The 24,959-nt window shown below is 73.0% G+C and carries 22 protein-coding genes; 16 read left to right on the top strand and 6 right to left on the bottom strand.

The features are described 5' to 3' along the window. Positions 1-66 precede the first annotated feature (66 nt). Together pspAA and HEP81_RS27870 are read right to left on the bottom strand one after the other, a co-directional pair. Positions 67-345, bottom strand: a complete 279-nt coding sequence (gene pspAA / locus HEP81_RS27875) for a PspA-associated protein PspAA (RefSeq protein ID WP_037652940.1) — start codon at positions 343-345, stop codon at positions 67-69. Positions 346-382: 37 nt separating this feature from the next. Next, the gene (locus HEP81_RS27870; protein WP_037652938.1) at positions 383-1,180 is read right to left on the bottom strand and encodes a PspA/IM30 family protein; all 798 of its coding nucleotides are present in this window, start codon (positions 1,178-1,180) and stop codon (positions 383-385) included. A gap of 256 nt (positions 1,181-1,436) precedes the next feature. On the opposite strand from HEP81_RS27870, the gene HEP81_RS27865 reads away from it, so the two are divergent. The 3 genes from HEP81_RS27865 (at position 1,437) to HEP81_RS27855 (ending at position 4,043) form a co-directional block, all read left to right on the top strand. Next, positions 1,437-2,060 (top strand): DUF3043 domain-containing protein, encoded by a 624-nt coding sequence (locus tag HEP81_RS27865; RefSeq protein WP_086808848.1) that lies wholly within the window; start codon positions 1,437-1,439, stop codon positions 2,058-2,060. An 83-nt stretch (positions 2,061-2,143) separates the two neighbouring features. After that, entirely contained in the window at positions 2,144-2,845 is a 702-nt protein-coding gene (locus tag HEP81_RS27860; RefSeq protein WP_037652934.1) for a class I SAM-dependent methyltransferase, read from the top strand. 115 nt (positions 2,846-2,960) lie between these two features. Then, a complete protein-coding gene (locus tag HEP81_RS27855; protein WP_037652932.1) occupies positions 2,961-4,043 on the top strand; it encodes a S1C family serine protease in 1,083 nt (360 codons plus the stop codon). Between the two features lie 84 nt (positions 4,044-4,127). Here the strand turns inward: HEP81_RS27855 and HEP81_RS27850 are convergent, their stop codons facing one another. Beyond that, positions 4,128-4,340, bottom strand: coding sequence for a hypothetical protein (locus HEP81_RS27850; protein WP_037652930.1), 213 nt, complete (start codon positions 4,338-4,340; stop codon positions 4,128-4,130). 80 nt (positions 4,341-4,420) lie between these two features. On the opposite strand from HEP81_RS27850, the gene HEP81_RS27845 reads away from it, so the two are divergent. Continuing rightward, a complete protein-coding gene (locus HEP81_RS27845; RefSeq protein WP_037652928.1) occupies positions 4,421-5,623 on the top strand; it encodes a bifunctional adenosylcobinamide kinase/adenosylcobinamide-phosphate guanylyltransferase in 1,203 nt (400 codons plus the stop codon). Between the two features lie 26 nt (positions 5,624-5,649). On the opposite strand, the gene HEP81_RS42395 is transcribed toward HEP81_RS27845, so the two are convergent. After that, the gene (locus HEP81_RS42395; RefSeq protein ID WP_051849976.1) at positions 5,650-6,192 is read right to left on the bottom strand and encodes a methyltransferase domain-containing protein; all 543 of its coding nucleotides are present in this window, start codon (positions 6,190-6,192) and stop codon (positions 5,650-5,652) included. A gap of 136 nt (positions 6,193-6,328) precedes the next feature. Here HEP81_RS42395 and cobT point away from each other — a divergent pair, with 136 nt between their 5' ends. From cobT to HEP81_RS27825, 3 genes are all read left to right on the top strand, one after another. Next, entirely contained in the window at positions 6,329-7,411 is a 1,083-nt protein-coding gene (gene cobT, locus HEP81_RS27835) for a nicotinate-nucleotide--dimethylbenzimidazole phosphoribosyltransferase (RefSeq protein ID WP_037652927.1), read from the top strand. A gap of 73 nt (positions 7,412-7,484) precedes the next feature. Further along, the gene (locus HEP81_RS27830) at positions 7,485-9,299 is read left to right on the top strand and encodes a phosphatidylglycerol lysyltransferase domain-containing protein (protein WP_037652925.1); all 1,815 of its coding nucleotides are present in this window, start codon (positions 7,485-7,487) and stop codon (positions 9,297-9,299) included. A gap of 24 nt (positions 9,300-9,323) precedes the next feature. Then, positions 9,324-10,046: a hypothetical protein gene (locus HEP81_RS27825; RefSeq protein WP_037652923.1), complete on the top strand. Its 723-nt coding sequence runs from the start codon at positions 9,324-9,326 to the stop codon at positions 10,044-10,046. Here HEP81_RS27825 and HEP81_RS27820 read toward each other — a convergent pair. Further along, positions 9,983-10,750 carry a hypothetical protein gene (locus HEP81_RS27820; protein ID WP_037652921.1) on the bottom strand — a complete coding sequence of 256 codons (768 nt, stop codon included), beginning with the start codon at positions 10,748-10,750 and terminating at the stop codon, positions 9,983-9,985. The two genes, HEP81_RS27825 and HEP81_RS27820, sit on opposite strands and share 64 nt — an antisense overlap. Positions 10,751-10,814: 64 nt before the next feature. Here HEP81_RS27820 and HEP81_RS27815 point away from each other — a divergent pair, with 64 nt between their 5' ends. The 8 genes from HEP81_RS27815 to HEP81_RS27780 all read left to right on the top strand — a co-directional run bounded on the left by HEP81_RS27815 (position 10,815) and on the right by HEP81_RS27780 (position 22,514). Further along, entirely contained in the window at positions 10,815-11,600 is a 786-nt protein-coding gene (locus tag HEP81_RS27815; RefSeq protein ID WP_037652919.1) for an adenosylcobinamide-GDP ribazoletransferase, read from the top strand. A gap of 279 nt (positions 11,601-11,879) precedes the next feature. After that, complete coding sequence (locus HEP81_RS27810; protein WP_037652917.1) at positions 11,880-13,424, top strand: leucyl aminopeptidase; 1,545 nt, start codon at positions 11,880-11,882, stop codon at positions 13,422-13,424. A 364-nt stretch (positions 13,425-13,788) separates the two neighbouring features. After that, positions 13,789-15,177 carry a dihydrolipoyl dehydrogenase gene (gene lpdA / locus HEP81_RS27805; RefSeq protein ID WP_037652914.1) on the top strand — a complete coding sequence of 463 codons (1,389 nt, stop codon included), beginning with the start codon at positions 13,789-13,791 and terminating at the stop codon, positions 15,175-15,177. Between the two features lie 60 nt (positions 15,178-15,237). Continuing rightward, complete coding sequence (sucB, locus tag HEP81_RS27800) at positions 15,238-17,040, top strand: 2-oxoglutarate dehydrogenase, E2 component, dihydrolipoamide succinyltransferase (RefSeq protein WP_037652912.1); 1,803 nt, start codon at positions 15,238-15,240, stop codon at positions 17,038-17,040. Positions 17,041-17,232: 192 nt separating this feature from the next. Further along, complete coding sequence (locus HEP81_RS27795; RefSeq protein ID WP_037652910.1) at positions 17,233-17,856, top strand: GntR family transcriptional regulator; 624 nt, start codon at positions 17,233-17,235, stop codon at positions 17,854-17,856. A gap of 315 nt (positions 17,857-18,171) precedes the next feature. Then, positions 18,172-20,883: a pyruvate dehydrogenase (acetyl-transferring), homodimeric type gene (aceE, locus tag HEP81_RS27790; protein ID WP_037652908.1), complete on the top strand. Its 2,712-nt coding sequence runs from the start codon at positions 18,172-18,174 to the stop codon at positions 20,881-20,883. A 76-nt stretch (positions 20,884-20,959) separates the two neighbouring features. Continuing rightward, positions 20,960-21,937, top strand: coding sequence for a helix-turn-helix transcriptional regulator (locus HEP81_RS27785; RefSeq protein WP_037652906.1), 978 nt, complete (start codon positions 20,960-20,962; stop codon positions 21,935-21,937). A 58-nt stretch (positions 21,938-21,995) separates the two neighbouring features. Then, entirely contained in the window at positions 21,996-22,514 is a 519-nt protein-coding gene (locus HEP81_RS27780) for a DUF4240 domain-containing protein (RefSeq protein WP_037652903.1), read from the top strand. Here the strand turns inward: HEP81_RS27780 and HEP81_RS27775 are convergent. Continuing rightward, positions 22,504-23,391: a peptidoglycan recognition protein family protein gene (locus HEP81_RS27775; RefSeq protein WP_243279829.1), complete on the bottom strand. Its 888-nt coding sequence runs from the start codon at positions 23,389-23,391 to the stop codon at positions 22,504-22,506. The two genes, HEP81_RS27780 and HEP81_RS27775, sit on opposite strands and share 11 nt — an antisense overlap. A 382-nt stretch (positions 23,392-23,773) precedes the next feature. Between HEP81_RS27775 and HEP81_RS27770 the strand changes: the two genes are divergently transcribed. Next, complete coding sequence (locus HEP81_RS27770; RefSeq protein ID WP_037652901.1) at positions 23,774-24,955, top strand: MarP family serine protease; 1,182 nt, start codon at positions 23,774-23,776, stop codon at positions 24,953-24,955. Positions 24,956-24,959 lie beyond the last annotated feature (4 nt).

The raw sequence follows: 24,959 nt of genomic DNA, 5'->3' as shown, positions 1-24,959 counted from the left end.
GTACGGTCCGGGCACCGGCGGACGGCGGCGTTCGCGGTACGGGGGCCGGGCGGGAGGGGTGGACGCTCAGTCCGGGATCAGGCCGTCCTCGTTGAGCATCAGGCGGACCTCCGCCAGGGAGGCGTCCGGGGCCGGGAGGATCAGGTCGGAGGGTTCCAGTTCGTCGTCCGCGAGGGGGGTGCCGAGTCGGCGGACCGCGTCGAGGAGGGCGCCCAGGGTGCGCCGGAAGCCCTCCTCGTCGTCGTTCTCCGTCTCGGCCAGCAGCTCGTCGTCGAGCTTGTTCAGCTCGGCGAAGTGGGAGTCGTCCAGCCTGACCTGGCCCTCCCCCATGATCCGTACGATCACGTCGGCCTCCTCGACTCGTCTCCCGGCTGCGGCCCCGCTACTGCTTGTCGAAGCGCGGGGTGTCCTGCGGCTGCTGCTGGGCCTGGGGCTGCCCCTGACCGGTGCCGCCCTCGATGGCCTGCTGCTGGCTGCCGCCGGCCAGCTCGGCCTTCATGCGCTGAAGCTCCAGCTCTACATCGCTACCACCGGAGAGCCGGTCCAGCTCGGCCGCGATGTCGTCCTTGGCCATGCCGGTCGGGTCGTCCAGGGCGCCGGAGGCGAGCAGCTCGTCGATGGCGCCGGCGCGGGCCTGGAGCTGCTGGGTCTTGTCCTCGGCCCGCTGGATCGCGAGGCCGACGTCGCCCATCTCCTCGGAGATGCCGGAGAAGGCCTCGCCGATCCGGGTCTGGGCCTGGGCGGCGGTGTAGGTGGCCTTGATGGTCTCCTTCTTGGTGCGGAAGGCGTCCACCTTGGCCTGAAGGCGCTGTGCCGCCAGGGTGAGCTTCTCCTCCTCGCCCTGGAGGGTGGCGTGCTGGGTCTCCAGGTCGGTCACCTGCTGCTGGAGCGCGGCGCGCCGGGACAGCGCCTCGCGGGCCAGGTCCTCGCGGCCGAGCGCGAGCGCCTTGCGGCCCTGGTCCTCCAGCTTCCCGGACTGCTGCTGGAGCTGGTTGAGCTGCAACTCCAGGCGCTTGCGGCTGGTCGCCACGTCGGCGACCCCGCGGCGCACCTTCTGGAGCAGCTCCAGCTGCTTCTGGTACGAGTAATCGAGGGTCTCGCGCGGGTCCTCGGCCCGGTCAAGGGCCTTGTTCGCTTTCGCGCGGAAGATCATCCCCATACGCTTCATGACACCGCTCATGGGCTTCGCGCGCCCCCTTCTGACGGACTCCAGCTCACCGATCCTGCGACAAGACCCACAGTACGGGCCCTGACTCCATTACCGCACTGTCCGGGGCGTGATGCGCTCATCCCCAAGAACGACTGCGGACGGTACCGCTCCGGCGCAGGGAGGAGATGGTCCCCCGGTCGAACCCCGCTCCGGGCCTCCGGAACGCCCCCTCTGCGTCGTACAGACGCTCGGTGTTGCCGGATCGTTCCCAGCCGGGCTGGGGTCCATGCCTCGGATGCCCTTACCCTTGGTCTTTGTGTTCCGTAGCCGTGCCAAGGAAGAGAAGTCCCAGGCCGACAAGCCGGTGAACTTCTCCAAGCAGCCCCGTGACCCGCAGGCCCCGAAGGGCAGGCCCACGCCCAAGCGCAGTGAGGCCCAGTCCCAGCGCCGCAGCGTCGCCCATACGCCGACGACGCGCAAGGACGCCTCCAAGCGCCAGCGCGAGGAGCGCCGCCAGGCGCTCCAGAAGCAGCGCGAGGCGCTGGCCGGTGGTGACGAGCGCTATCTGCCGGCCCGCGACAAGGGCCCGGTCCGCAGGTTCGCCCGCGACTGGGTGGACTCGCGGTTCAACGTGGCGGAGTTCTTCCTGCCCCTCGCCATCGTGATCCTCGTGCTCAGCGTGGTGCGGGTGCCCTCGATCCAGAACATCGCGCTGCTGCTGTGGGCCGTGGTGATCGTCCTGATCGTGGTCGACGCCGCCGTCAGCGGTTTCCGGCTGAAGAAGCGCCTCAAGGAGCGCTTCCCGGACGGCAACACGCGGGGCGCGGTGCCCTACGCCCTGATGCGTTCGCTCCAGATGCGCCGGCTCCGGCTGCCGAAGCCGCAGGTCAAGCGCGGAGAGCGGCCCTGAGCGCAGACGCTTTCACCGGGGGTGCGGCGCATTCCTGGCTGGACAAGGTGGGTGGGCTCCGGGATGTCGTACGCCAGGAACTGGTGGCGCGGCAGCTGGACGAGCAGATAGCCGGGCGGTTCCCGGTCGGGCGGCGGCTGCGTGTGCTCGACGTGGGGATCGGGCAGGGCACCCAGGCCCTGCGTCTGGCCCGCCTCGGCCATCAGGTGACCGGGGTCGAGCAGGATCCGGTGATGGTCGCGGCGGCGCGCGAGGCGCTGGCCCGGGAGCCGGAGGGCATCCGGGAGCGGGTGCGGCTGGTGCAGGGCGACGGCCGGGACACCGGGGTGCACTTCCTGCCGGGCAGCTTCGACCTGGTGCTCTGCCACGGTGTGCTGATGTACGTCACCGAGCCCGATCCGCTGGTGGCGGGTCTGGCGCGGGTGCTGGCGCCGGGGGGGCTGCTCTCGCTGCTGGTGCGCAACGGCGACGCGCTCGCCATGCGGCCCGGTCTCGCCGGTGACCCGGCGGGCGCGCTGGCCGCCTTCGACAGCACCGCGTACACCAACCGCCTCGGCCTGAATGTGCGGGCCGACCGGCTGTCCGAGCTGACGGCGACCCTCGCGGGCATCGCCGCCCCGCTGCACGCCTGGTACGGCGTGCGGGTCTTCACGGATCTGGCGGGGGACGACGCGCCGCTGCCGGACGATCTTCCGACGCTGCTCGCGGCCGAGGAGCGGGCGGGCCGCACGGATCCCTACCGGGGCGTCGCGGCGCTGCTGCATCTGTGCGGGGTACGAGACTGAACCCCCGCGGGGTGCGCGATCCCCACAGAGTGCGCGGCCCCCACTGGGCGCGCGGCTGAGCCCGATCGGGGCAATACGGCGGGCCCGCTGATCAACGCGCGGCCAGACTCGGTGCATGGACGCTTCCGCTTCCCGTACCCCTGTCCGGTGCCGCGCCTTCCTCGCCCTCGTACTGCTGTGCTGCGCGGTGTTCGGCGCCGGCTGCGAGGGTCCCGGCGCGCCGAGCGCGCGGCGGCCCGGCGCGGCGACGGCCAGCCCGGTGACCGTGCCGATGGCGGCGGACGATCTCCAGAGCGCCTACCAGCGGGTGATCAGGCAGGCGCTGCCCTCGGTCGTGCAGATCGAGGCGAGCCGTGATCTGGGCTCCGGGATCGTGTACGACGACCGGGGGCACATCGTCACCAACGCGCATGTGGTGGGCGACGAGAAGACCTTCCGGGTGACCACGGCGGGCAACGAGGAGCCGCTCACCGCGAGCCTGGTCTACTCCTACCCCCAGCAGGACCTGGCCGTGATCAAGCTGGACCGGGTGCCGGACGGTCTGAAGCCCGCGGTGTTCGGGGACTCCGAGAAGGTGGAGGTCGGCCAGATCGTGCTGGCCATGGGCTCGCCGCTCGGGCTGTCCTCCAGCGTGACCCAGGGGATCGTCTCGGCGACCGGGCGGACCGTCAGCGAGGGCAGCAGCGACGGGGGCACCGGCGCCACCATCGCGAACATGGTGCAGACCTCGGCGGCCATCAACCCGGGCAACAGCGGCGGCGCCCTGGTCAACCTCGACGGGCAGGTCGTCGGCATTCCGACACTGGCCGCGGCCGACCCCAATCTGGGCAGCGCGGCGGCCGGGATCGGCTTCGCCATCCCCGCGTCGATGGCGCGGACCATCGCCGGTCAGATCGTGCGCGAGGGCCGGGTCGTGGACTCGGGCCGGGCCGCGCTCGGCATCACCGGGCGGACCGTGGTGGACGACCGTCTCCAGCCGGCCGGGGTCGCCATCGCGACCGTCCGCAGCGGGGGCCCCGCGGCACAGGCGGGGCTGCGCGCCGGCGACATCATCACCAAGGTCGGCGACCGGCCCATCACCACCATCACCTCGCTCCAGGAGGCCCTGGCGGCGGCCGAGCCGGGCCGGCGGACGACGGTGACGTATCAGCGCGACGGGGCGGAGCGGACGGCGCAGGTGACGCTGGGCGAGCAGTGAGGGCGACCGCGCGGATCGCGGATGAGGAGGGGTACGACCTTCCGGGTGCCGGGCCTCCGGGGTGCGCCCCTCCTCATCGGGGCGTCAGGAGGCGTCGGCGTGCAGGCTCATCGGGCCGTAGATCTCGGTGGTCTCCTCGAACAGCCGTACCTGGTCCGCGCCGCCCTCCATGAGGGCCCGCCAGTGCTCCCCCACCCAGGACTCGGCGTCCCCCTGGGTGGTGAACTCCTCGGGCTGGACCGCGGGCTGGACCTCGCTCCCGTCGGCCTTCTCGAACCGCCACGTCCATGCCGTCATGTGGGCCTCCTAGTGATCCGACACCTGCTGGAAGAGTAGACGGAAGCGCAATACCCGATCGGACAGGCGAAAATCGTTCCGTGGAAGTGACTCTGCTCGGTACCGGTGCCCCCGCCGGCCTGCCCCGCCCCGACTGCCCCTGTGCCGCCTGCGCGACGGCGCTGGGTCCGGACGCGCGGGCGGCCACCGCGCTGCTGGTGGACGGCGCGCTGCTGCTCGACCTCACCCCTGGCGCGGCCTTCGCGGCGGCGCGGGCCGGGCACTCGCTGGGCGGGGTGCGCCAGGTGCTGCTGTCCCACCCGCACGACGGGCCGCCGGTGGAGGTGCCGGCCGGGCTGCCGCAGCCGGTACGGGTGCCGGACGGGCGGGAGCTGACGCTGCTGACGGGGCATCGGGTGCGCGCGGTGGCGATGGACGCGGGCGGCACCGGGTACGCGGTGACCGGTCCGGACGGCAGGCGGCTGCTGTATCTGCCGCCGGGCGGGGCGCCCGCGGGTCTGGAGACGGCGACAGCGGAGTCGTACGACATGGTCCTCGCGGATGCCGTCGGCCGGCCGGACGCGCTGGCCCGGCTGCGGGCGGTCGGTTCGGTGGGGCCGACGACGGATGTGCTCGCGGTCCATCTCGACCACGATGTGCCGCCCGGCGGTGAGCTGCGGCGACGGCTCGCGGCGGCGGGGGCGCGGGCGGTGCCCGACGGTACGACGCTGGTGGTCGGCGCGTACGAGGACGTGCCCGATGTGCCCCGGCGCACGCTGGTGCTCGGCGGGGCGCGCTCGGGGAAGTCGGTCGAGGCGGAGCGGCGGTTGGAGTCCTTCCCCGATGTGCTCTACGTGGCGACCGGCGGGACGCGGGGCGGGGACACCGAGTGGGCGGCGCGGGTGGCGGCGCACCGGGAGCGGCGGCCGGGGTCGTGGCGTACGTCCGAGACGACGGATCTGGTGCCGGTGCTCGCGGCGGACGGGCCGCCGGTGCTGATCGACTGTCTGTCGCTGTGGCTGACGTACGTCATGGACGAGGTGGGGGCGTGGGACGACGCGGAGTGGGCGGGCGGGGGTGAGAAGGCGCTGCGGGAGCGGGTGCGGGAGTTGACGGAGGCGGTGCGGTGCGCGCGGCGGACGGTGGTGGCCGTGTCGAACGAGGTGGGCTCGGGGATCGTCCCCGCGACGGCGTCCGGGCGCCGTTACCGGGATGAACTGGGGCGTCTGAACGCGGCGTTCGCCTCGGAGTGCGAGCAGGTGCTGCTGATCGTGGCGGGGCAGGCCGTGGTCCTGCGGGGGTGAGTCGAGCGGCCCCGCGAGGTGCGCGATCAGCCATGGTGCGGCCGCGCGATGTCCTTCCGGGCCACGAACCGGTGGTGGTGGAGGAACGGGATCCGGAAGGTGCCGGGGAGGACCGCGCAGGCCAGCGCCTCCACGTCGGCAGGTGCCCAGCAGGCGCCCAGGACGAGGTGGCCGCCGGGGCGCAGGACGGTGAACGCCGCGTCGAGTTCGGTCTCCGGGGCGTGCGGCGGCGGCCCGAGGACGCTCACCACGTCATAGCGGGCACGCAGTCGCGGCGCCACGTCGGCCAGCCGGCCCTGGTACGCCTCTTCCAGCCGGTCCTCCGCCAGCGCCCGCCGTACGCGGTCCGTCGGGTCGACGCCGTCGAAGCTCGTGTAGGGGAAGTACCGCTTCGCCGCCTCCGGGAAATGGCCGTATCCCGTGCCCACGTCCAGCCAGCTCTCCGGTTCGGGGAGCCCGGGGAGCGAGGACAGCGCACGGGCGGTGAGCAGGTGCCGGATCCGGGCCAACTGGTGTTCGTAGAAGCTGCGTCGGAGAAGGGGCTTCAGCGTGCGGGGCGAGGTCGGCATGGACAGTGGCTTCCTGTGCGACATTTCGCGGCAAAACGGAACGTATGGGATGGCGATCTTGGACGCAATGACATCGCCGGGTCGTGGTGGCGATGTGGCGCGGAACCGTTCGCCCGCTGGCGGTACTGTTCGGCGAATGAGCAGGATTGATCTGGACGACTTCACCGATCTGATCGAGCGCCCGGACGGGGGCGTGCGCCGTGACGCCGAGACCCGGCGGGAGCGCCAGATCGTGCCGCCGGGGGCGCTGGGGCGCCTGGACGAGCTGGGCGAGTGGCTGACCGCCGCGCAGAGCGCCGTACCGGTACGGACGGTCGAACGGCCGCGGCTGATCCTCTTCGCCGGCGACCACGGCATCGCCGAACTGGATGTCTCGACGCGGCCCGCGGGCGGCGCGCGGGAGCTGGTGCGCGACGTGCTGGAGGGCGCGAGCCCCGCCGCCGTGCTGGCGCGCCGGCTCCAGGTGCCGGTCCGGGTCGTGGACATGGCCCTGGACTGCGACCCGGGCGACCTCCCCGAGGACGTCGGACGGCACCGGGTGCGGCGCGGCAGCGGTCGTATCGACATCGAGGACGCGCTCACCGCGGAGGAGGCGGACGCCGCGCTGCGGGCCGGTATCGCCGTGGCCGACGAGGAGGCCGACTCCGGTACGGACCTGGTGGTGCTCGGCGACATCAGCGTGGGCGGCACCACCGCGGCCGCGGTGCTGATCGCGGCGCTGTGCGGGACCGACGCGTCGGTGGTGACCGGCCGGGGCGGCGTCGCGATCGACGACCTCACCTGGATGCGCAAGTGCGCGGCGATCCGGGACGCGCTGCGCCGGGCGCGGCCGGTGCTCGGCGACCAGGCTCAGCTGCTGGCCACGGTCGGCGGGGCGGACCTCGCGGCGATGACCGGGTTCCTGCTCCAGTGCGCGGTGCGCAAGCTGCCGGTGATCCTGGACGGCGTGGTGAGCGCGGCGTGCGCGCTGGTCGCGCAGCGGGTCGCGTTCCGGGCGCCGGACTGGTGGCTGGCGGCGCACGACAGCGGGGAGCCGGGCCAGGCGAAGGCGCTGGACCGGATGGCCCTGGAACCGCTGCTCCAGCAGGGCGTGAAGGTCGGCGAGGGCGCGGGCGCGCTGCTGGCACTCCCCCTGGTGCAGGCCGCGGCGGCGCTGGGCGCGGAGATGCCCGAGCGGGAGCCGGAGGCCGAGAAGGAGCCGGAGGCCGGGGAAGCGTAGTCGGCGGGAAACAGCCGGCCCGAAGAGGCGATAAGTGCCGTTCGTTCAGGCAACCCCCATATGATCCATCACCATGGGAGAAGCCCGGATTGCCACCCCGCCGCGCGTGGTGGCGGAGCGGTCGGTCGAAGCGGAGCGGTCGGGTGCGGCCGGGCGGCGGTCGGGCGGGGTGTCCCCCAAGGCCGCCGCATTCGCCGTCTGGTATCTGCGGGTCGTCGCGTTCATCAACTTCCTCACCGCGGTGTGGGTCTCGCTGTACCAGGACGTGCGCCGGCACAACCAGGACGACTTCTTCACGCCGTACCTGCTGACCGCAGGCTTCGCCTCCGGGGTGTTCACCGCGTTCCTGGCGATCACGATGCGGCGCCGCAAGCGCGCGGCGTGGATCCTCAACCTCGTGCTCAGCGGCGTCTTCCTCGCGCTGTTCGCGTTCGCCATGGCGTTCCCGGAGATCCACCGGTACGCGCAGAACTGGGTGTCGCTGGTGCTGACGGCCGCGTTCGTCGGGGCGCTGCTGGTGGGGCGGCGGGAGTTCTACGCGAAGGGCGACCGCGCCAATCCCCGGCTCGCGGCCACCGTCGCCGTCGGCGGCGGGCTGGCCGCCAGCCTGCTGGCCGGGCTGCTGGTGACGGTCACCAACCAGGCGCCGGACGCGGCCCGTTCGACGTTCTGGGAGCGCTGGCACTACGGCACCCTGCGCCTGGTCTCGGTCTCCGCCGACGAGCGCCACTTCCCTGGCATCGCCCCGCCCACCTGGGCCAACGTCGTCGTCAATGTGCTCAGTACGGTCCTGGTCCTCGCCGTGTTCTACGCCGCCTTCCGCTCCCGGCGCGCCGTCGACCCGCTCACCGAGGACGACGAGCGGCGGCTGCGGGCGCTGCTGGAGCGGCACGGCGAGCGGGACTCCCTCGGCTACTTCGCGCTGCGCCGGGAGAAGAGCGTGGTGTGGTCGCCGACCGGCAAGGCGGCCGTCGCCTATCGGGTGGTCGGCGGGGTGAGCCTCGCCTCCGGGGATCCGCTCGGGGACCCCGAGGCCTGGCCGGGCGCGATCGTGCCGTGGCTGGCACAGGCGCGGGCGCACGGCTGGATCCCGGCGGTGATGGGGGCGGGCGAGGAGGCGGGCACCGTCTACCGCCGGCACGGCCTGGACGCGCTGGAGCTCGGCGACGAGGCGCTCGTGGAGGTCGCCGACTTCACCCTGGAGGGGCGGGCGATGCGCACCGTGCGGCAGGCGTACAACCGCGTGCGGCGGGCCGGGTACGAGGTGCGCGTACGGCGTCACGAGGACATTCCGGCGGCCGAGATGGCGCTGCTGGTCGAGCGCGCGGACGACTGGCGGGACGGGGCGACCGAGCGCGGGTTCAGCATGGCGCTCGGGCGGCTCGGGGACCCGGCGGACGGCCGGTGCGTGATGCTGGAGTGCACGGACGCCGAGGGCCGCCCGCGGGCGCTGCTGTCCTTCGTGCCCTGGGGCCCGAGCGGGCTGTCGCTGGACCTGATGCGCCGCGACCGCGCCTGTGAGAACGGGCTGATGGAGTTCATGGTCATCGAACTGCTGCGGCGCGCCGGGGAGATCGGGATCACACAGGTGTCGCTCAACTTCGCGATGTTCCGCTCGGTCTTCGAACGTGGCGCGCGGCTCGGTGCCGGACCGGTGCTGCGGCTGTGGCGCTCGCTGCTCAGCTTCTTCTCCCGCTGGTGGCAGATCGAGTCGCTGTACCGCGCCAACGCCAAGTACCGGCCCATCTGGGAGCCGCGGTTCCTGCTCTTCGAGAAGAGCGCGGACCTGCCGCGCATCGGCCTCGCCTCGGCCCGCGCGGAGGGCTTCCTGGAGGCCCCGGGACTGCCCAGGTGGCTGCACCGGGGCCGGCTCGGGGCGCGCCGATGACCGTACCGGGGTAGGAATTTTCGCATGGGATCGCTCACTCGCTGGGCCCGCGCCGAGTGGGGACCGCTGTACGGCAGCGTGCGCGGGCCTCTGCTGAGACCGCGCCCGTGGGCGATGCCGATGACCACCGCGGCGGTGCTGCTGACCGCGCTGCTCCAGTTCGCGCAGAACCGGCCGTGGGGCTTCCGGCTGGTGCAGAGCCTCGGCGCGGTCCGGGCCGAGGACCCCCTGTGGCTGAGCCTGCTGCGCACCCCCCTGTCGCTGTTCGTGCCCGCCCTCGACCTGCCGGTGTGGGGCGCGCTGGCGCAGATCCTGCTCGTGTTCGGGATCGCCGAGCTGTGCCTGGGCTGGTGGCGCACGCTCGTCATCGCGTATCTCGCCACGCTCGCCGGGACGCTGTACGCGCGCCTCGGCATCACCCTCGGCGCGCACGCCCCGTTCGGGCTGCCGTGGACGGACGCGCAGGTGGTGGACACCGGCCCGTCGGCCGCCGTGGTGGGTCTCGCGGTGTTCGTGGCCTGGCGGCACGGCGCGTACGCCACGACGGGCGCGGTGACCGTGGCGATGGTCGCCGAGGTGCTGCTCAAGGAGAACCTGGCGGGCAAGGAGCATCTGGCCGCGCTGATGGCGGTGGGCTCGCTGTGCCTGGCGGTGGCGGTACGGCACCGCCCTCATCCGCTGCTTCAGCGGCGGCCGCCGGGCAGCCGGGCCGGGTCCGGGTCGGGCCTGCCGCCGATCCAGTCCTGAACGGCGCGGCTGCGCGGGGTCCAGCGGCGGTCGTGGCGGTAGGCGCGCAGGGTGGCCCGGGCGCGGGCGCGGGGGCGGCGGCCGTAGAAGCGGCGGGCCCAGAAGGAGTCGGGGCGGGCCAGGCGGAGCGCGCCGACCAGCGCGACCAGCGGCACGATCGCGCCGAACACCGCGGTGCGCGTCTTGCCCTTGCTCAGGGCGACCAGGGAGAGCACGAAGTTGGCGGCGACGTTGGCGATGACGGTGCCGCGGTCGGCGAGTTCCTCCTGGGTCAGGTCGTTGACGCCGAACGGCACGAACCCGGCGAGCAGCAGCCCCACCAGGGCGGCGGTGAGCACCACGGCCTCGACGCTCTGGCGGCCCTCCTCGGTCCAGTAGACGTCCTGGAGATGCAGGATCAGCGCGAACTCGTCCAGGACCAGGCCCGCGCCGATCCCGAACACCACGGCGGCCAGCGCCCCGCCGGCGCCGTGCCGGTCGCTGGCGACCGCGCCGAAGCCGCCGACGACGGTGAGCACGACCCCGGGGACGACATGGTGGATGTGCAGGCCGCCCGCGCTGACATTGCGGAACGGGCCCTTGCCGGCCCGGATCAGACGGGTGATCACCCGGGTGACGACGAACGTCAGCACGAAGGCGGTGAGGGCGAGCAGCAGCGGAAGCTTGCCCGGCTCGATGATGTTCCGCACCCACCAGTGCCCCATGTGGGCACTTTATCCCCGGCGCCCGGCCGACGGCGGGCCCGCGGCCGCCGGGTAGCCTGCGCCGATGCGCACGTCCTCGCCCCTCGACGGTCTCCGGTTCGCCTTCGGCACGCTCACCGTGCTGCCCGTACGGGTGCACCGCTGGGACCGCGGGGCCGCGCGCGGGGGCATGCTCGCCGCCGCCCTGGTGGGCCTGGTCGCCGGCGCCCTCTCGGCCGCCCTCGCGCTGCTCCTGCTGCTCCTGGGCGCGGGCCCGCTGCTCGCCGCCGTCGGCTCGGTCGCCGTACCCGCCGTCCTCACCCGCGGACTGCATCTGGACGGGCTCGCCGACACCGCGGACGGGCTGGGCAGCGGCAAGCCGGCCGAGGAGGCGCTGCGCATCATGAAGCGGTCGGACATCGGCCCGTTCGGGGTGCTCACCCTCGTCCTGGCGCTGCTGGCCCAGGTGGCCGTGCTGGCGCAGTCGTACGACGACTCGTGGGCGCGCGGCGCCGCGGCGGCGGTGACCTCCGCGGTGACCGCCCGGCTCGCGCTCACCCTGGCCGCCCGCACCGGGGTGCCGGCCGCGCGGCCCGAGGGGCTCGGGGCGGCCGTCGCCGGGGTGGTGCCGGTGCCGGGCGCGCTCGCGCTGACCGTGCTGTGCACCGCGGGCGCGGCCGCCTGGGGTGCCGGGACCGGCCCGTACGGCGCCCTGCGCGCCGCGGCCGCCGTGCTGTTCGCGCTCGGGGCCGCCGAACTCCTGCTGCGCCGCTGTGTGCGCCGCTTCGGCGGGGTGACCGGGGATGTGTTCGGCGCGCTCGCGGAGACGGCCGCGACGGCGTCCCTCGTGGTGCTGGCCTTCGGGCGCTGACGGAGCGGCCGCAACTTCCTCGCGCGAGGGCGTACTTGACCATGAAAGGGAAGGTCACAGGGCCTGCCCGGGCGGGCGGTGGGGGCCGCCGCGCCACCTACGGGTGAACACCGGGGGCATGAGCGCGGCGGGGCACGCGCGTACTCTCGTCCCGGGTGCCCGCCTTACAAGGCGGGGGCCCCGGTTGCCGCCTGTCCCCAGACCTTGACCTGGGGTCGGCTGTCGGGCCCGGTCGACCCACCCCAAGCAACTTCACATCGGAAGCGAGAATTCACCACCGTGACTGCTCTGACTCTCAGCACCGCCGCGGCGCCCGGCCTGCGGGCCGACGCGATCGTGATCGGTGTCGCCAAGGGCGCCAAGGGACCCGTCGTCGCGCCGGGCGCCGAGGCCGTGGACAAGGCGTACGACGGCAGCCTGGCCGGCGTCCTGGAGACCCTCGGCGCCTCGGGCGCGGAGGGCGAGCTGACGAAGCTGCCCGCCCCGGCGGGCTTCAAGGCCCCGCTCGTGGTGGCGGTGGGCCTGGGCGCGGAGCCGGACACCATGGACGCGGCGGCCGGTTTCGACGCCGAGGTGCTGCGCAAGGCCGCGGGCACGGCGGCCCGGGCGCTCGCCGGCGTCAAGAAGGCCGCGCTCGCGCTGCCCGTGGACGGCCCCGGTGCCCTGGAGGCGATCGGCGAGGGCGTGCTCCTCGGCGCGTACTCCTTCGACTCCTACAAGGAGAGCAACGGCAAGGCGAAGGGCGCCCGCGCCAAGAACGGCAAGGCCCCGCTGGGCGAGGCCGTGCTGCTCGGCGGCAAGCCGCGCGACGCCGCCCACAAGGGTGCCCTCACCCGCGCCCTCGCGGTCGGCGAGGAGCTGAACCGCGCCCGCGACCTGGTCAACACCCCGCCGAACGACCTCACCCCCGCGAGCTTCGCGGGCATCGTGCAGGCCGCGGCCAAGGAGCACGGCCTCAAGGTGCAGGTGCTCGACGAGAAGGCGCTGACCAAGGGCGGCTACGGCGGCATCCTCGGCGTCGGCGGCGGCTCGGCGGCGGCCCCGCGCCTGGTCAAGATCGCGTACACGCACCCGAAGGCCGAGCGGAGCCTCGCCTTCGTCGGCAAGGGCATCACCTACGACTCGGGCGGCATCTCGCTGAAGCCGGCCGGTCACAACGAGACGATGAAGTGCGACATGGCGGGTGCCGCTGCGGTCTTCGCGGCCGTCGTCGCCGCGGCCCGGCTCGGCCTGGAGGCGAACGTCACCGGCTGGCTGGCGCTGGCCGAGAACATGCCGTCCGGCTCGGCGGTGCGCCCGGGTGACGTGCTGCGCATGTACAGCGGCAAGACGGTGGAGGTGCTCAACACCGACGCCGAGGGCCGGCTGGTGCTCGCCGACGCGCTGTGGGCGGCCTCGCAGGAGGCGCCGGACGCGATCGTGGACGTCGCGACGCTGACCGGCGCGATGATGGTGGCGCTGGGCAGCCGGACGCTGGGTGTCATCGCCAACGACGACGCGTTCCGCACCGCGGTGTACGAGGCGGCGGAGGAGACCGGCGAGCCGGCGTGGCCGATGCCGATGCCGGAGCACCTGGCCAAGGGCCTGGAGTCCCAGGTCGCGGACATGACCAACGTCGGCGAGCGCTGGGGCGGCGGGCTGCTGGCCGGCCTCTTCCTGCGCGAGTTCGTGGGCGAGGGCATCGCCTGGGCGCACCTCGACATCGCCGGCCCGGCCTTCAACGAGGGCGCGGCCTTCGGGTACACGCCCAAGGGCGGCACCGGCACGGCGGTCCGTACGCTGGTGCGCCTCGTGGAGCTGACCGCCGCGGGTGAGCTCGGCTGACTCGCCTGAGAGCTCGGTCGCTTCCGTAGCGGGGCGACCACAGGGGCGTGGGTGGCTGCTCGCGCGGTTCCCCGCGCCCCTCGAGGTCGGCCGCGGCCGGACTTCCTGGCAGGTGAGACCCGACAAATGCTCGCGCCCACGCGGCGGAGCCGCACATCGGACACGGCCCCGCGCTCCTGAGGAGTGCCTGGAGTGGGACGTCTCACACACCAGCCCGGCGTCTCGTCCGCCTCCAACAAGTGCAAAGATGGAGCCCGGCAGGACAGGGCCCCCACCGAAGGGCCGAAGCATCAAGCGGCCGGACACCAGCCGCCCGCCGGTCATCGGAGATCGGCGCAAGGCGCACATGCATGGAGGACGTGACGTGGCGAACGACGCCAGCACCGTTTTCGACCTAGTGATCCTCGGCGGTGGTAGCGGTGGTTACGCCGCGGCCCTGCGCGGGGCGCAGCTGGGCCTGGACGTCGCCCTGATCGAGAAGGACAAGGTCGGCGGCACCTGCCTGCACCGGGGCTGCATCCCCACCAAGGCCCTGCTGCACGCGGGCGAGATCGCCGACCAGGCCCGCGAGAGCGAGCAGTTCGGCGTCAAGGCCACCTTCGAGGGCATCGACGTCCCGGCCGTCCACAAGTACAAGGACGGCGTGATCGCCGGTCTGTACAAGGGCCTCCAGGGTCTGATCGCGTCCCGCAAGGTGACGTACATCGAGGGCGAGGGCCGGCTGTCCTCCCCCACCTCCGTCGATGTGAACGGTCAGCGTGTCCAGGGCCGTCACGTCCTGCTGGCGACCGGCTCCGTGCCGAAGTCGCTGCCGGGCCTGGAGATCGACGGCAACCGGATCATCTCCTCCGACCACGCCCTCGTCCTGGACCGCGTGCCCAAGTCCGCGATCATCCTGGGCGGCGGTGTCATCGGCGTCGAGTTCGCCTCCGCGTGGAAGTCCTTCGGCTCCGACGTGACCGTGATCGAGGGCCTCAAGCACCTCGTGCCGGTCGAGGACGAGAACTCCTCGAAGCTTCTTGAGCGCGCGTTCCGCAAGCGCGGCATCAAGTTCAACCTCGGCACCTTCTTCCAGAAGGCCGAGTACACCCAGGACGGCGTCAAGGTCACCCTCGCCGACGGCAAGGAGTTCGAGGCCGAGGTCCTCCTCGTCGCCGTCGGCCGCGGCCCGGTCTCCCAGGGCCTCGGCTACGAGGAGCAGGGTGTCGCCATGGACCGTGGCTACGTCCTGGTCGACGAGTACATGCGGACCAACGTCCCGACCATCTCCGCCGTCGGTGACCTGGTCCCGACCCTCCAGCTCGCGCACGTCGGCTTCGCCGAGGGCATCCTGGTGGCGGAGCGCCTGGCCGGTCTGAAGGCCGTCCCGATCGACTACGACGGTGTCCCGCGGGTGACGTACTGCCACCCCGAGGTCGCCTCCGTCGGCATCACCGAGGCCAAGGCCAAGGAGATCTACGGCGCGGACAAGGTCGTCGCTCTGAAGTACAACCTGGCGGGCAACGGCAAGAGCAAGATCCTGAACACCGCGGGCGAGATCAAGCTCGTCCAGGTGAAGGACGGTGCCGTGGTCGGCGTCCACATGGTCGGCGACCGCATGGGCGAGCAGGTCGGCGAGGCCCAGCTGATCTACAACTGGGAGGCGCTGCCGGCCGAGGTGGCCCAGCTCATCCACGCCCACCCGACGCAGAACGAGGCGATGGGCGAGGCCCACCTGGCCCTGGCCGGCAAGCCGCTGCACTCCCACGACTGAGCCCTCGGTCACGGGCGCGACGACACAGACTTCCGCAATTCGTAAGGAGCAACCGAAACCATGGCGGTTTCCGTAACCCTTCCGGCGCTCGGTGAGAGCGTCACCGAGGGCACCGTCACCCGCTGGCTGAAGGCCGAGGGTGAACGCGTCGAGGCCGACGAGCCACTGCTCGAGGTCTCGACCGACAAGGTCGACACCGAGATCCCCTCGCCCGTCTCCGGCGTGCTGGCGTCCATCAAGGTCGCCGAGGACGAGACCGTCGAGGTCGGTGCCGAGCTGGCCCTGATCGACGACGGCAGCGGCGCCCCCGCCGCCGCCCCGGCCCCGGCCGCCGCCGAGGCCCCCGCCGCCGAGGCTCCGGCCCCGGTGGCCGAGCCCGCCCCGGCGCCGGTCGCCGAGGCCCCCGCCGCACCGGCTCCGGCCGCCGCCCCCGCCGGTGGCGCCCAGGGCACCGACGTGGTGCTGCCCGCGCTCGGTGAGTCCGTCACCGAGGGCACCGTCACCCGTTGGCTGAAGTCGGTCGGCGACTCCGTCGAGGCCGACGAGCCGCTGCTCGAGGTCTCCACGGACAAGGTCGACACCGAGATCCCGGCGCCCGCCTCCGGCGTGCTGCTGGAGATCGTGGTCGCCGAGGACGAGACCGCCGAGGTCGGCGCCAAGCTCGCCGTCATCGGCGCCCCCGGTGCCGCCCCGGCCGCCGCTCCGGCTCCGGCCGCTCCGGCCCCTGCCGCCGCCCCGGCCCCGGTCGCCGAGCCCACCCCGGCTCCCGCCCCGGCCGCTCCGGCCGCCCCCGCGGCCCCGGCTCCCGCCGCTCCGGCTCCGGCCCCGGCCGCCCCGGTGCAGCCCGCCGCCCCGGCTCCGGCGCCCGCTCCGGCTCCGGTCACCCCGGCCACCGCGCCGACCTCCCCGACCGCCACCCAGGCGACGGACGAGGGCGCGTACGTGACCCCGCTGGTGCGCAAGCTCGCCGCCGAGAACGGCGTCGACCTGGCCACCGTCAAGGGCACCGGCGTCGGCGGCCGTATCCGCAAGCAGGACGTCATCGCCGCCGCCGAGGCCGCGAAGGCGCCCGCCGCCGCTCCGGCTCCGGCCGCCGCGGCCGCCCCGGCCGCCAAGAAGGCCCCGGCGCTGGAGGTCTCCCCGCTGCGCGGCCAGACCGTCAAGATGCCTCGCATCCGCAAGGTCATCGGCGACAACATGGTCAAGGCGCTGCACGAGCAGGCCCAGCTGTCGTCGGTCGTCGAGGTCGACGTGACGCGGCTGATGCGGCTGCGCGGCCAGGCGAAGGACTCCTTCGCGGCCCGTGAGGGCGTCAAGCTCTCCCCGATGCCGTTCTTCGTCAAGGCCGCCGCGCAGGCGCTGAAGGCCCACCCGGTCATCAACGCCAAGATCAACGAGGCCGAGGGCACGATCACCTACTTCGACACCGAGAACGTCGGTATCGCGGTGGACTCCGAGAAGGGCCTGATGACCCCGGTCATCAAGCACGCCGGCGACCTCAACATCGCGGGCATCGCCAAGGCCACGGCGGAGCTGGCGGGCAAGGTCCGCGCCAACAAGATCACCCCGGACGAGCTGTCCGGCGGGACCTTCACCATCTCCAACACCGGTTCGCGCGGTGCTCTGTTCGACACGATCATCGTGCCGCCGGGCCAGGTCGCGATCCTCGGTATCGGTGCCACGGTCAAGCGTCCGGCCGTCATCGAGACCGAGGAGGGCACGGTCATCGGCGTCCGCGACATGACCTACCTGACCCTCTCCTACGACCACCGTCTGGTCGACGGCGCCGACGCGGCCCGTTACCTGACGGCGGTCAAGGCGATCCTGGAGGCCGGCGAGTTCGAGGTCGAGCTCGGCCTCTGACCCCGATCGAGGCTTTTGGCCTGATCAAGCGGTACGACACCCCGTCCGGAACGTTCCGGGCGGGGTGTTCGTGTTTGTCGCCATGCCTCCCGTGTAAGCCTCGTCTCACCTGCACCGAAGCGCCCCCCGCACACGCTCCCGCCGGGCGAAGCCGCCGTATTGTCTAGATGTCAGCCCCCGGGAGGAGCCCTCATGACCGCGCCCGTAGTCCACTCGCTGCGCGAACAGATCCGCGAGCACATCGTGGAGGGGATCGTCAGCGGGCGCTGGCAGCCGGGCGAGCGCATCGTGGAGCGTCGTATCGCCACCGAGCTGGAGGTCAGCCAGACCCCGGTGCGCGAGGCGCTGCGGGAGCTGGAGACGCTGCGGCTGATCGAGTCCGCGCCCAACAAGGGCGTGCGGGTCCGCAATCTCACCGCGGCGGACCTGGAGGAGAGCTACCCGGTCAGGGCCGGTCTTGAGGCCATCGCGGCCGAGCTGGCGGCCGACCGCCTCTCCCTCGACTGCTCGGCCCTGGAACCCCATGTGCTGGCCCTGTACGAGGCCGACCGCGCCGCCGACGGCACCGCGCAGGTGCGGCACACCGTCGGCTTCCACCGCGAGCTCGTGCGCGCCGCCGACAACTCGGTGCTGCTGCACACCTGGGAGGGCCTCGGCATCGAGGTCTTCACCGCCCTGTCGATCCGCTGGCTGGGCACGGTGCAGCAGTCGTACGCCGAGGAGCACGAGGAGCTGGTGCAGGCGTTCAAGCGCCGGGACCCGCGGATCGCGGAGCTCGTGAAGGCGCATGTCCTCGGCTGCGCCCCGCGCGCCTGAAGTCCGTCCGCTTCTGATGTCTGGCTGACGCGCCCTGATGTCCGGCTGACGCGCCACCACCCGAGCACACCCCCGCTCACCTGGGAAATCCCTGATCAAATACGGCACCGGGTGCCCAGTTCCAAGGCACCCGGTGCCGACTTTCTTGGAATCAAGAGGTTTTCCCGCTCAACCCTTTGATCGATCATCGATCAGGGAGTTACAGTCACCGACGGACTTCCACCCGAGGTCCTCTGCCCTGTCCTGCCAAAGACCAAGGGCACCCCCGAACCCTTACCGATGAGGGAACCCCCTTCGACTGAGGAAGGCGGCGACATGACCGACCCCCACGCCATCCAGCCGAGCGAGCTCGACCAGCTCCCGGACCGCGACCCTGAGGAGACCGCCGAATGGCAGGCCTCCCTGGACGCCGTGGCCAGGGAGGCAGGCCCGCATCGCGCCGCGTATCTGATGCGGCGCACGCTGGAGCGCGCCGAGGCGGGCGGCATCGCGCTGCCGAAGCTGCTGGAGACGGACTACGTCAACACCATCCCCACCTCCGCGGAGCCGGGCCTGCCCGGTGACCCGGAGATGGAGGCCCGGATCACCGCCTGGAACCGCTGGAACGCGGCCGCGATGGTCACCCGGGGCAGCAAGCACGGCGTCGGCGGCCACATCGCCACCTTCGCCTCCGCGGCCTGGCTCTACGAGACCGGCTTCAACCACTTCTTCAAGGGCAAGGACACCGGGGAGGCCGCCGGGTCCGGCGACCAGCTGTACATCCAGGGCCACGCCTCCCCCGGCATCTACGCCCGTGCCTTCCTGGACGGCCGCCTGAGCGAGGCGCAGCTGGACAACTTCCGCCAGGAGGCGGGCGGCGACGGTCTGCCGTCGTACCCGCACCCGCGCCGGCTGCCCTGGCTGTGGGAGTTCCCGACCGTCTCCATGGGCCTCGGCCCGCTGTCGGCGATCTACCAGGCGCGCTTCAACCGCTACCTGACCAACCGCGGCATCAAGGACGTCTCGTCCTCGCACGTATGGGCGTTCCTCGGCGACGGCGAGATGGACGAGCCGGAGTCCACGGCGGCTCTCGCGCTCGCCTCCCGCGAGGGTCTCGACAACCTGACCTTCGTCATCAACTGCAACCTTCAGCGCCTGGACGGCCCGGTCCGCGCCAACTTCAAGATCGTGCAGGAGCTGGAGGCCCAGTTCCGCGGCGCCGGCTGGAACGTCGTCAAGACGCTCTGGGGCACCGCCTGGGACGAGCTGTTCGCGCTCGACACCACGGGCGCGCTGGTCCGCCGGCTGCGCCAGGTGCCGGACGCCCAGGTGCAGACGTACCAGACCCGCGACGCCGCCTACATCCGCCAGGACTTCTTCGGCGCCGACCCGGCGCTGGTGGAGATGGCGAAGCTGCTCTCGGACGACAAGATCCTGGAGTGCTTCCACCTCTCCCGCGGCGGTCACGAGGCGCGCAAGGTCTACGCCGCGTACAAGGCGGCCGTCGAGCACAAGGGCGCGCCGACCGTGATCCTGGCCCAGACGGTCAAGGGCCACACCCTGGGCGACGGCTTCGCGTCGAAGAACGCCAACCACCAGATGAAGAAGCTGACGGTGGACGAGTTCAAGACGATGCGGGACCTGCTCGGCCTGCCGATCAAGGACAGCGACTTCGCCGACGGCGTGGTGCCCTACGGCCACCCGGGCGCCGACTCCCCCGAGGTCCGCTACCTCCAGGAGCGCCGCGCGGCCCTCGGCGGCCCGGCCCCGGCCCGCCGTACGCACCCGCTCGCCCCGCTGCCCGCCCCGGCCGAGAAGGCGTTCGCCTCCTTCGACAAGGGCTCCGGTTCGCAGAACGTGGCGACCACGATGGCCTTCGTCCGCCTCGTCAAGGACCTGGTCCGCGACAAGGAGACCGGCAAGCGCTGGGTGCCGATCGTCCCGGACGAGGCGCGCACCTTCGGTATGGAGTCGCTCTTCCCCTCGCTCGGGATCTACTCCCCCAAGGGCCAGACGTACGAGCCGGTCGACCGCGACCAGCTGATGTACTACAAGGAGGCCAAGAACGGCCAGATCCTCAACGAGGGGATCACCGAGGCCGGTTCGATGGCCGACTTCATCGCCGCGTCCACCGCGTACGCGACGCACGGCGAGGCGATGATCCCGTTCTACATCTTCTACTCGATGTTCGGCTGGCAGCGCACCGCCGACCAGATGTGGCAGCTCGGCGACCAGCTCGGCCGCGGCTTCCTCGTCGGCGCCACGGCCGGCCGTACGACGCTGACGGGCGAGGGCCTCCAGCACGCCGACGGCCACTCGCCGGTGATCGCCGCGACCAACCCGGCCGCGCTGTCGTACGACCCCGCGTTCGCCTATGAGATCGCGGTGATCGTCCGCGAGGGTCTGCGCCGGATGTACGGCGAGGCGAAGCCGGGCGAGGACCAGAACGTCTTCTACTACCTCACCGTCTACAACGAGCCGCTGCCGCAGCCGGCCAAGCCGGGCGCCGCCGGTGTCGACGAGGGCATCGTCAAGGGCCTGTACCGCTTCAACACCGCGGAGTCCGCGGGCGTGACCGTCCCGGCCAACGCCCCGCGCATCCAGCTGCTGGGTTCCGGTACGGCGATCCACTGGACGCTTCAGGCGCAGCGCCTGCTGGCCGAGGAGTGGGGTGTCGCGGCCGATGTCTGGTCGGCGACGTCCTGGACCGAGCTGCGCCGTGACGCGCTGGAGGCCGACGCGGCCCTGCTGCGCGGCGAGGAGCGGGTGCCGTTCGTCCGCCGGGCGCTCCAGGGCGCCGAGGGCCCGGTCCTCGCGGTCTCCGACTACATGCGCCAGGTCCCGGACCAGATCGCGCAGTGGGTCGACCAGGACTGGTCCTCGCTCGGCACCGACGGCTTCGGCATCTCGGACACCCGTCCGGCCGCCCGCCGCCACTTCGGTGTGGACGCCGAGTCCATCGTGGTCGCCGCCCTCGCCCAGCTCGCCAAGCGCGGCGAGGTCAAGGCGACGGCGGTGAAGGAGGCCCGGGAGAAGTACGGGCTGTAGTCTCCGCGGTTTCCAGAAGGGGTACGGCTGCTCGCCGTATCCCTTCTTTGTCAGTGGCTCCCGGCATCATGGATCCATGCGTGCGGCCCGGCTCATCAAGATGGTCCTGCTCCTCCAGGCGCGGGCGGCCATGACCGCCGGTGAGCTGGCGCGGGAGCTGGAGGTGTCGGAGCGGACGGTGATCCGGGACGCGCAGGCCCTGTCGGAGGCGGGGGTGCCGGTGTACGCGGACCGGGGGCGGGCCGGCGGCTACCGGCTGGTCGGGGGGTACCGGACACGGCTGACGGGGCTGGGGCGCGACGAGGCGGAGGCGCTGTTCCTCAGCGGGGTGCCGGGGGCCCTGCGGGAGATGGGGCTCGCGGACGCGGCGTCGGCGGCCCGGCTGAAGGTGGCGGCTGCGCTGCTGCCCTCCCTCCAGGACGCTCCCCGGGCCGCGGCCCAGCGCTTCCATCTGGACGCGCCGGGCTGGTTCCGCGCGCCCGAGACACCCGCGCTGCTGCCCGCGCTCGCCGAGGCGGTGTGGGACGACCGCTGTGTCACGGCCCGCTACCGGCGCGGGGACGGCGAGGTGGAGCGGTTGCTGGAGCCGTACGGGCTCGTGCTGAAGGCGGGCGCCTGGTATCTGTGCGCCCGGGTGCCGGATCCGGGGGCCTTTCGCACCTACCGGGTCGACCGGTTCACCTCCGTCGAGGCGGCGGACACCCGTTTCCACCGGGACGAGGACTTCGACCTGCCCGCCCACTGGTCCGCGCAGGCCGAACGGTTCGCGCGCTCGCTGCTGCGCGCCGAGGCCGTCGTACGGCTCTCCCCCGAGGGAGTGCGCAGACTGCCGGGCGCCGTCGATGTTCCGGCCGCCCGGGAGGGGCTGGCCGGTGCCGGGGAGCCGGACGGGGCGGGGTGGGTGACGGTGACGCTGCCGGTGGAGTCGGAGGAGGTCGCCTACGCCCAGCTGACCGGGCTCGGCCCCGAGGTGGAGGTGCTGGCGCCGGGGAGCCTGCGGGCGCGCTTCGTGCGGGACGCGGCGCGCCTCGCGGCGCTGTACGGACAAGGGTGACGCGGCCGCCGTACTCCCGCGTGCGCCCCACCGGCGAAGGCCCGATGCTGGAGCGGTGATGGACGAGACGGAGTTCTGGGAGCTGATCGACAGCACGCGCGAGGCCGCCGGGGGCGATCCCGAGGACCAGGCCGAGCTGCTGGTGGACCGGCTCACCCAACTGGACCCGGAGCGGGTCCTGGACTTCGCCCGGCACTTCGAGGCCCGCTACAACCGGGCCTACCGCTGGGACCTGTGGGGCGCCGCCTGGGTGCTTCTGGACGGGGCGAGCGATGACGCGTTCGACTTCTTCCGGTGCTGGCTGATCGGCCAGGGCCGGGAGGTGTTCGAGGGCGCCCTGCACGATCCGGACGCGCTGGCCGGGCTGCTGGGCGACTTCGACGAGGAGGTCGACGGCGACGCGGAGGAGCTGGGGTACGCGGCCGACGAGGCGTACGAGCAGCTCACCGGCACCGTGGCGGCCGACCTCGGCATCCCGCCCGCGCCCGCGGAACCGGCGGGCACCCCGGTCGACCTGGAGAACGAGACGCTGCTCGCCGAGCTCTACCCGAGGCTCTGGGCGCGCTTCAAGGGCTGAGGGGGGCGGACGGAGCTGACCGGGTGGGCGCGGGGGGCGTGTTGGGGGTGTGCGAGGTGGGGGGCGTGCGCGTGGCGGGTGTCTGCGTGGCAGGCGTCCGCGTGGCGCGTGTGTGCGTGGCGCGTGGCGTCGGCGTGGTGGGTGCCCGGCCCTGGAGGCGGGCCGCCGTCTCCCTGATCTCCGGCAGCCGGGCGGTGAGGGCGGCGCCCGGGCAGGTGGTCATGAAGCCGTCGTTGTGACCGGAGACGGCGGGCAGGGTGACGGCGGTGCCCGCGCGGAAGCGGCTGTGCCCGTTGCTGGAGACCAGCCGCACCCGCTCGCGCGGATCGATGTCGGCCAGGCCCAGTTTCCAGGCGGCGAGGGCCGCGATGGCGTCGGTCATGGCGCGCGGCACCGGCACGCCCGCGTTGAAGGTGCCGATCGCGGCGATCCCGGCGGTGCGGTGGTTGAAGCCCTGTGCGTGGGCGCCGGTGACGGCCCGGTCGGCGCCGCCCGCCCGGCCCTCGTAGATCGTGCCGCAGCGGTCGACGAGGAAGTTGTAGCCGATGTCGTCCCATTGCCGTACGCCGGTCTGCCCGGCGTAAAGACGGCGGATGATCTCGGGGGTGTCCGCGCACCTGTAGGTGTTGGACGAGTCGGTGTGGTGCACGAAGACGGCGATCACCTTGTCGTCGTAGCGCGGCGGCTGCTGGGTGTGCCCGGCGAGGGCGCCGGCCAGCCAGGCGGAGCGCGGCACGATCAGGGGCCGGCCGGCGAGGTGGGTGATCCCGGTCCCTGGCGCGGCGGTGCGCAGGTCGAGGGCGGCGGGCCGGTCGAGCGGGATCCGGGCGGGCCGCTCCACACCGCGCGCGTACAGGGCGAGCGCGAGGACGGCCATCAGACCGGGCAGGGAGCCCAGCAGCACCAGCAGCGGGCCGGGGAGCCGGCTCGGCCGGGATGGCCGGGGCGCCGGATCCGGTCGCGGTGACCGGGACCGGCGAAGCAGCCGTGAGGGCCGCGGCAGTCGCGGCAGTCGTGCGGTGAGCGAGCCGCGGATCCCCCTGGCTCTTCGGACGACGGACATGGTCCCACTCTCGGACCGGCCGCCCCTGCCCGCGATGTGCGCTGTGCCACCTGGCGGAACCAACGTCCCGGTCCGAGGCGTTTCTGCGGTTACAGGCACACGTGGCCGGTTCGCCGTCGGCGCCCGATCATGTACCTGTGACCCTTCAGCGGGCCCGACCCGCCCGTGTGAGGGGTCCGAAGAGAAAGGCGGCTCCGTGGACCTGCTCGACCTGATCCTGGTGCTCGTGATCCTCCTGTACGCCGCGTCCGGTTACCGGCGCGGCCTGGTGGCCGGGTGTGTCTCGCTGGCCGGGTTCGTCGGCGGCGCGGTCGTCGGCGTATGGGCGCTGCCGTGGGTGACCGGCCAGGTGGCGCGGGGCACGGCCACGGCGACGGTGCTCGCGGTGCTGACCGTGCTGGTGCCCGCCGCGGTGGGCCATGAGCTGGCGGGCCGGCTCGCGCTGCGGCTGCGCGGGGGCCTGGACAAGGGCCCGCTGCGGGTGGTGGACGGCGTCGGGGGCGCGGCGGCCAACGCGGTCGCGGTGCTGATCGTGGCCTGGGTGGCGGCGAGCGTGCTCAGCGCGGCCCCCTCCCCCGCGCTGACCACGGCGATCCGGGACTCCTCGCTGCTCGGTGCCGTCCAGCGGACGATGCCGGAGACGACGCCTGCCTGGTTCTCCCGGGCCACCTCGGCGCTCACCGACGCGGGCTTCCCGCAGGTCTTCAACCCGTTCGAGAACGAGTCGACGGCGCAGGTGCCGCGCCCCACCGGGGACAGTGTCACGGCGGCCGCGACGAACGCCGCCAAGGCGAGCACGGTCAAGATCGAGGGGGTCTCGGGCAGCGAGGGCCGGGAGGGCAGCGGGTTCGTGTTCGCGCCGGGGCGGGTGATGACCAACGCGCATGTGGTGGCGGGTATCGCCCGGCCGAGCGTGCGGGTGGGCGGGGTCGGCCCGGTGTATCCGGCGCGGGTGGTGCTCTTCGACCCCGACCGTGATGTGGCGGTGCTGTATGTGCCGGGGCTCCACGCGCCGGTGCTGCGCTTCGACACCAGTGCCTCGCGCGGGGACTCGGCGGTGGTGGCGGGCTATCCGCAGGACGGCAGCCTGAATCTCCAGGCGGCGACCCTGGGGAACCTGGTGCGGGCGACCGGGCAGAACATCTACAGCGACGGCGCGGTCACCCGGGAGATCTACTCGATCCGCTCCACGGTCCGCCCGGGCAACTCCGGCGGGCCGCTGCTGACGACGGACGGCCGGGTGTTCGGGGTGGTGTTCGCCCGCTCCACCTCGGACGCCGAGACCGGGTACGTGCTGACGGCGTCCGAGGTGGCGGCGGACGCCCAGCGGGCGGCCACGGCGACGGCGGCGGTGGACACGGGCGCGCTGGTGGGCTGAGCAC

The organism is Streptomyces griseofuscus, assembly GCF_014673495.1.
In the GTDB taxonomy this organism is placed as follows: Bacteria; Actinomycetota; Actinomycetes; order Streptomycetales; family Streptomycetaceae; genus Streptomyces; species Streptomyces murinus.
Note: the sequence above shows the minus strand (reverse complement) of the source record. Positions and strands in the feature narration are given on the sequence as shown.

Bases quoted from the DNA above. Each gene is read 5' to 3' on its own strand.
- HEP81_RS27870 (WP_037652938.1), bottom strand. From the start codon at position 1,180: ATGAGCGGTGTCATGAAGCGTATGGGGATGATCTTCCGCGCGAAAGCG.
- HEP81_RS27865 (WP_086808848.1), top strand. From the start codon at position 1,437: ATGCCTCGGATGCCCTTACCCTTGGTCTTTGTGTTCCGTAGCCGTGCC.
- HEP81_RS27855 (WP_037652932.1), top strand. From the start codon at position 2,961: ATGGACGCTTCCGCTTCCCGTACCCCTGTCCGGTGCCGCGCCTTCCTC.
- HEP81_RS27850 (WP_037652930.1), bottom strand. From the start codon at position 4,340: ATGACGGCATGGACGTGGCGGTTCGAGAAGGCCGACGGGAGCGAGGTC.
- HEP81_RS42395 (WP_051849976.1), bottom strand. From the start codon at position 6,192: ATGCCGACCTCGCCCCGCACGCTGAAGCCCCTTCTCCGACGCAGCTTC.
- cobT (WP_037652927.1), top strand. From the start codon at position 6,329: ATGAGCAGGATTGATCTGGACGACTTCACCGATCTGATCGAGCGCCCG.
- HEP81_RS27830 (WP_037652925.1), top strand. From the start codon at position 7,485: ATGGGAGAAGCCCGGATTGCCACCCCGCCGCGCGTGGTGGCGGAGCGG.
- HEP81_RS27825 (WP_037652923.1), top strand. From the start codon at position 9,324: ATGGGATCGCTCACTCGCTGGGCCCGCGCCGAGTGGGGACCGCTGTAC.
- HEP81_RS27820 (WP_037652921.1), bottom strand. From the start codon at position 10,750: ATGGGGCACTGGTGGGTGCGGAACATCATCGAGCCGGGCAAGCTTCCG.
- HEP81_RS27815 (WP_037652919.1), top strand. From the start codon at position 10,815: ATGCGCACGTCCTCGCCCCTCGACGGTCTCCGGTTCGCCTTCGGCACG.
- sucB (WP_037652912.1), top strand. From the start codon at position 15,238: ATGGCGGTTTCCGTAACCCTTCCGGCGCTCGGTGAGAGCGTCACCGAG.
- HEP81_RS27795 (WP_037652910.1), top strand. From the start codon at position 17,233: ATGACCGCGCCCGTAGTCCACTCGCTGCGCGAACAGATCCGCGAGCAC.
- aceE (WP_037652908.1), top strand. From the start codon at position 18,172: ATGACCGACCCCCACGCCATCCAGCCGAGCGAGCTCGACCAGCTCCCG.
- HEP81_RS27785 (WP_037652906.1), top strand. From the start codon at position 20,960: ATGCGTGCGGCCCGGCTCATCAAGATGGTCCTGCTCCTCCAGGCGCGG.
- HEP81_RS27780 (WP_037652903.1), top strand. From the start codon at position 21,996: ATGGACGAGACGGAGTTCTGGGAGCTGATCGACAGCACGCGCGAGGCC.
- HEP81_RS27775 (WP_243279829.1), bottom strand. From the start codon at position 23,391: ATGGCCGTCCTCGCGCTCGCCCTGTACGCGCGCGGTGTGGAGCGGCCC.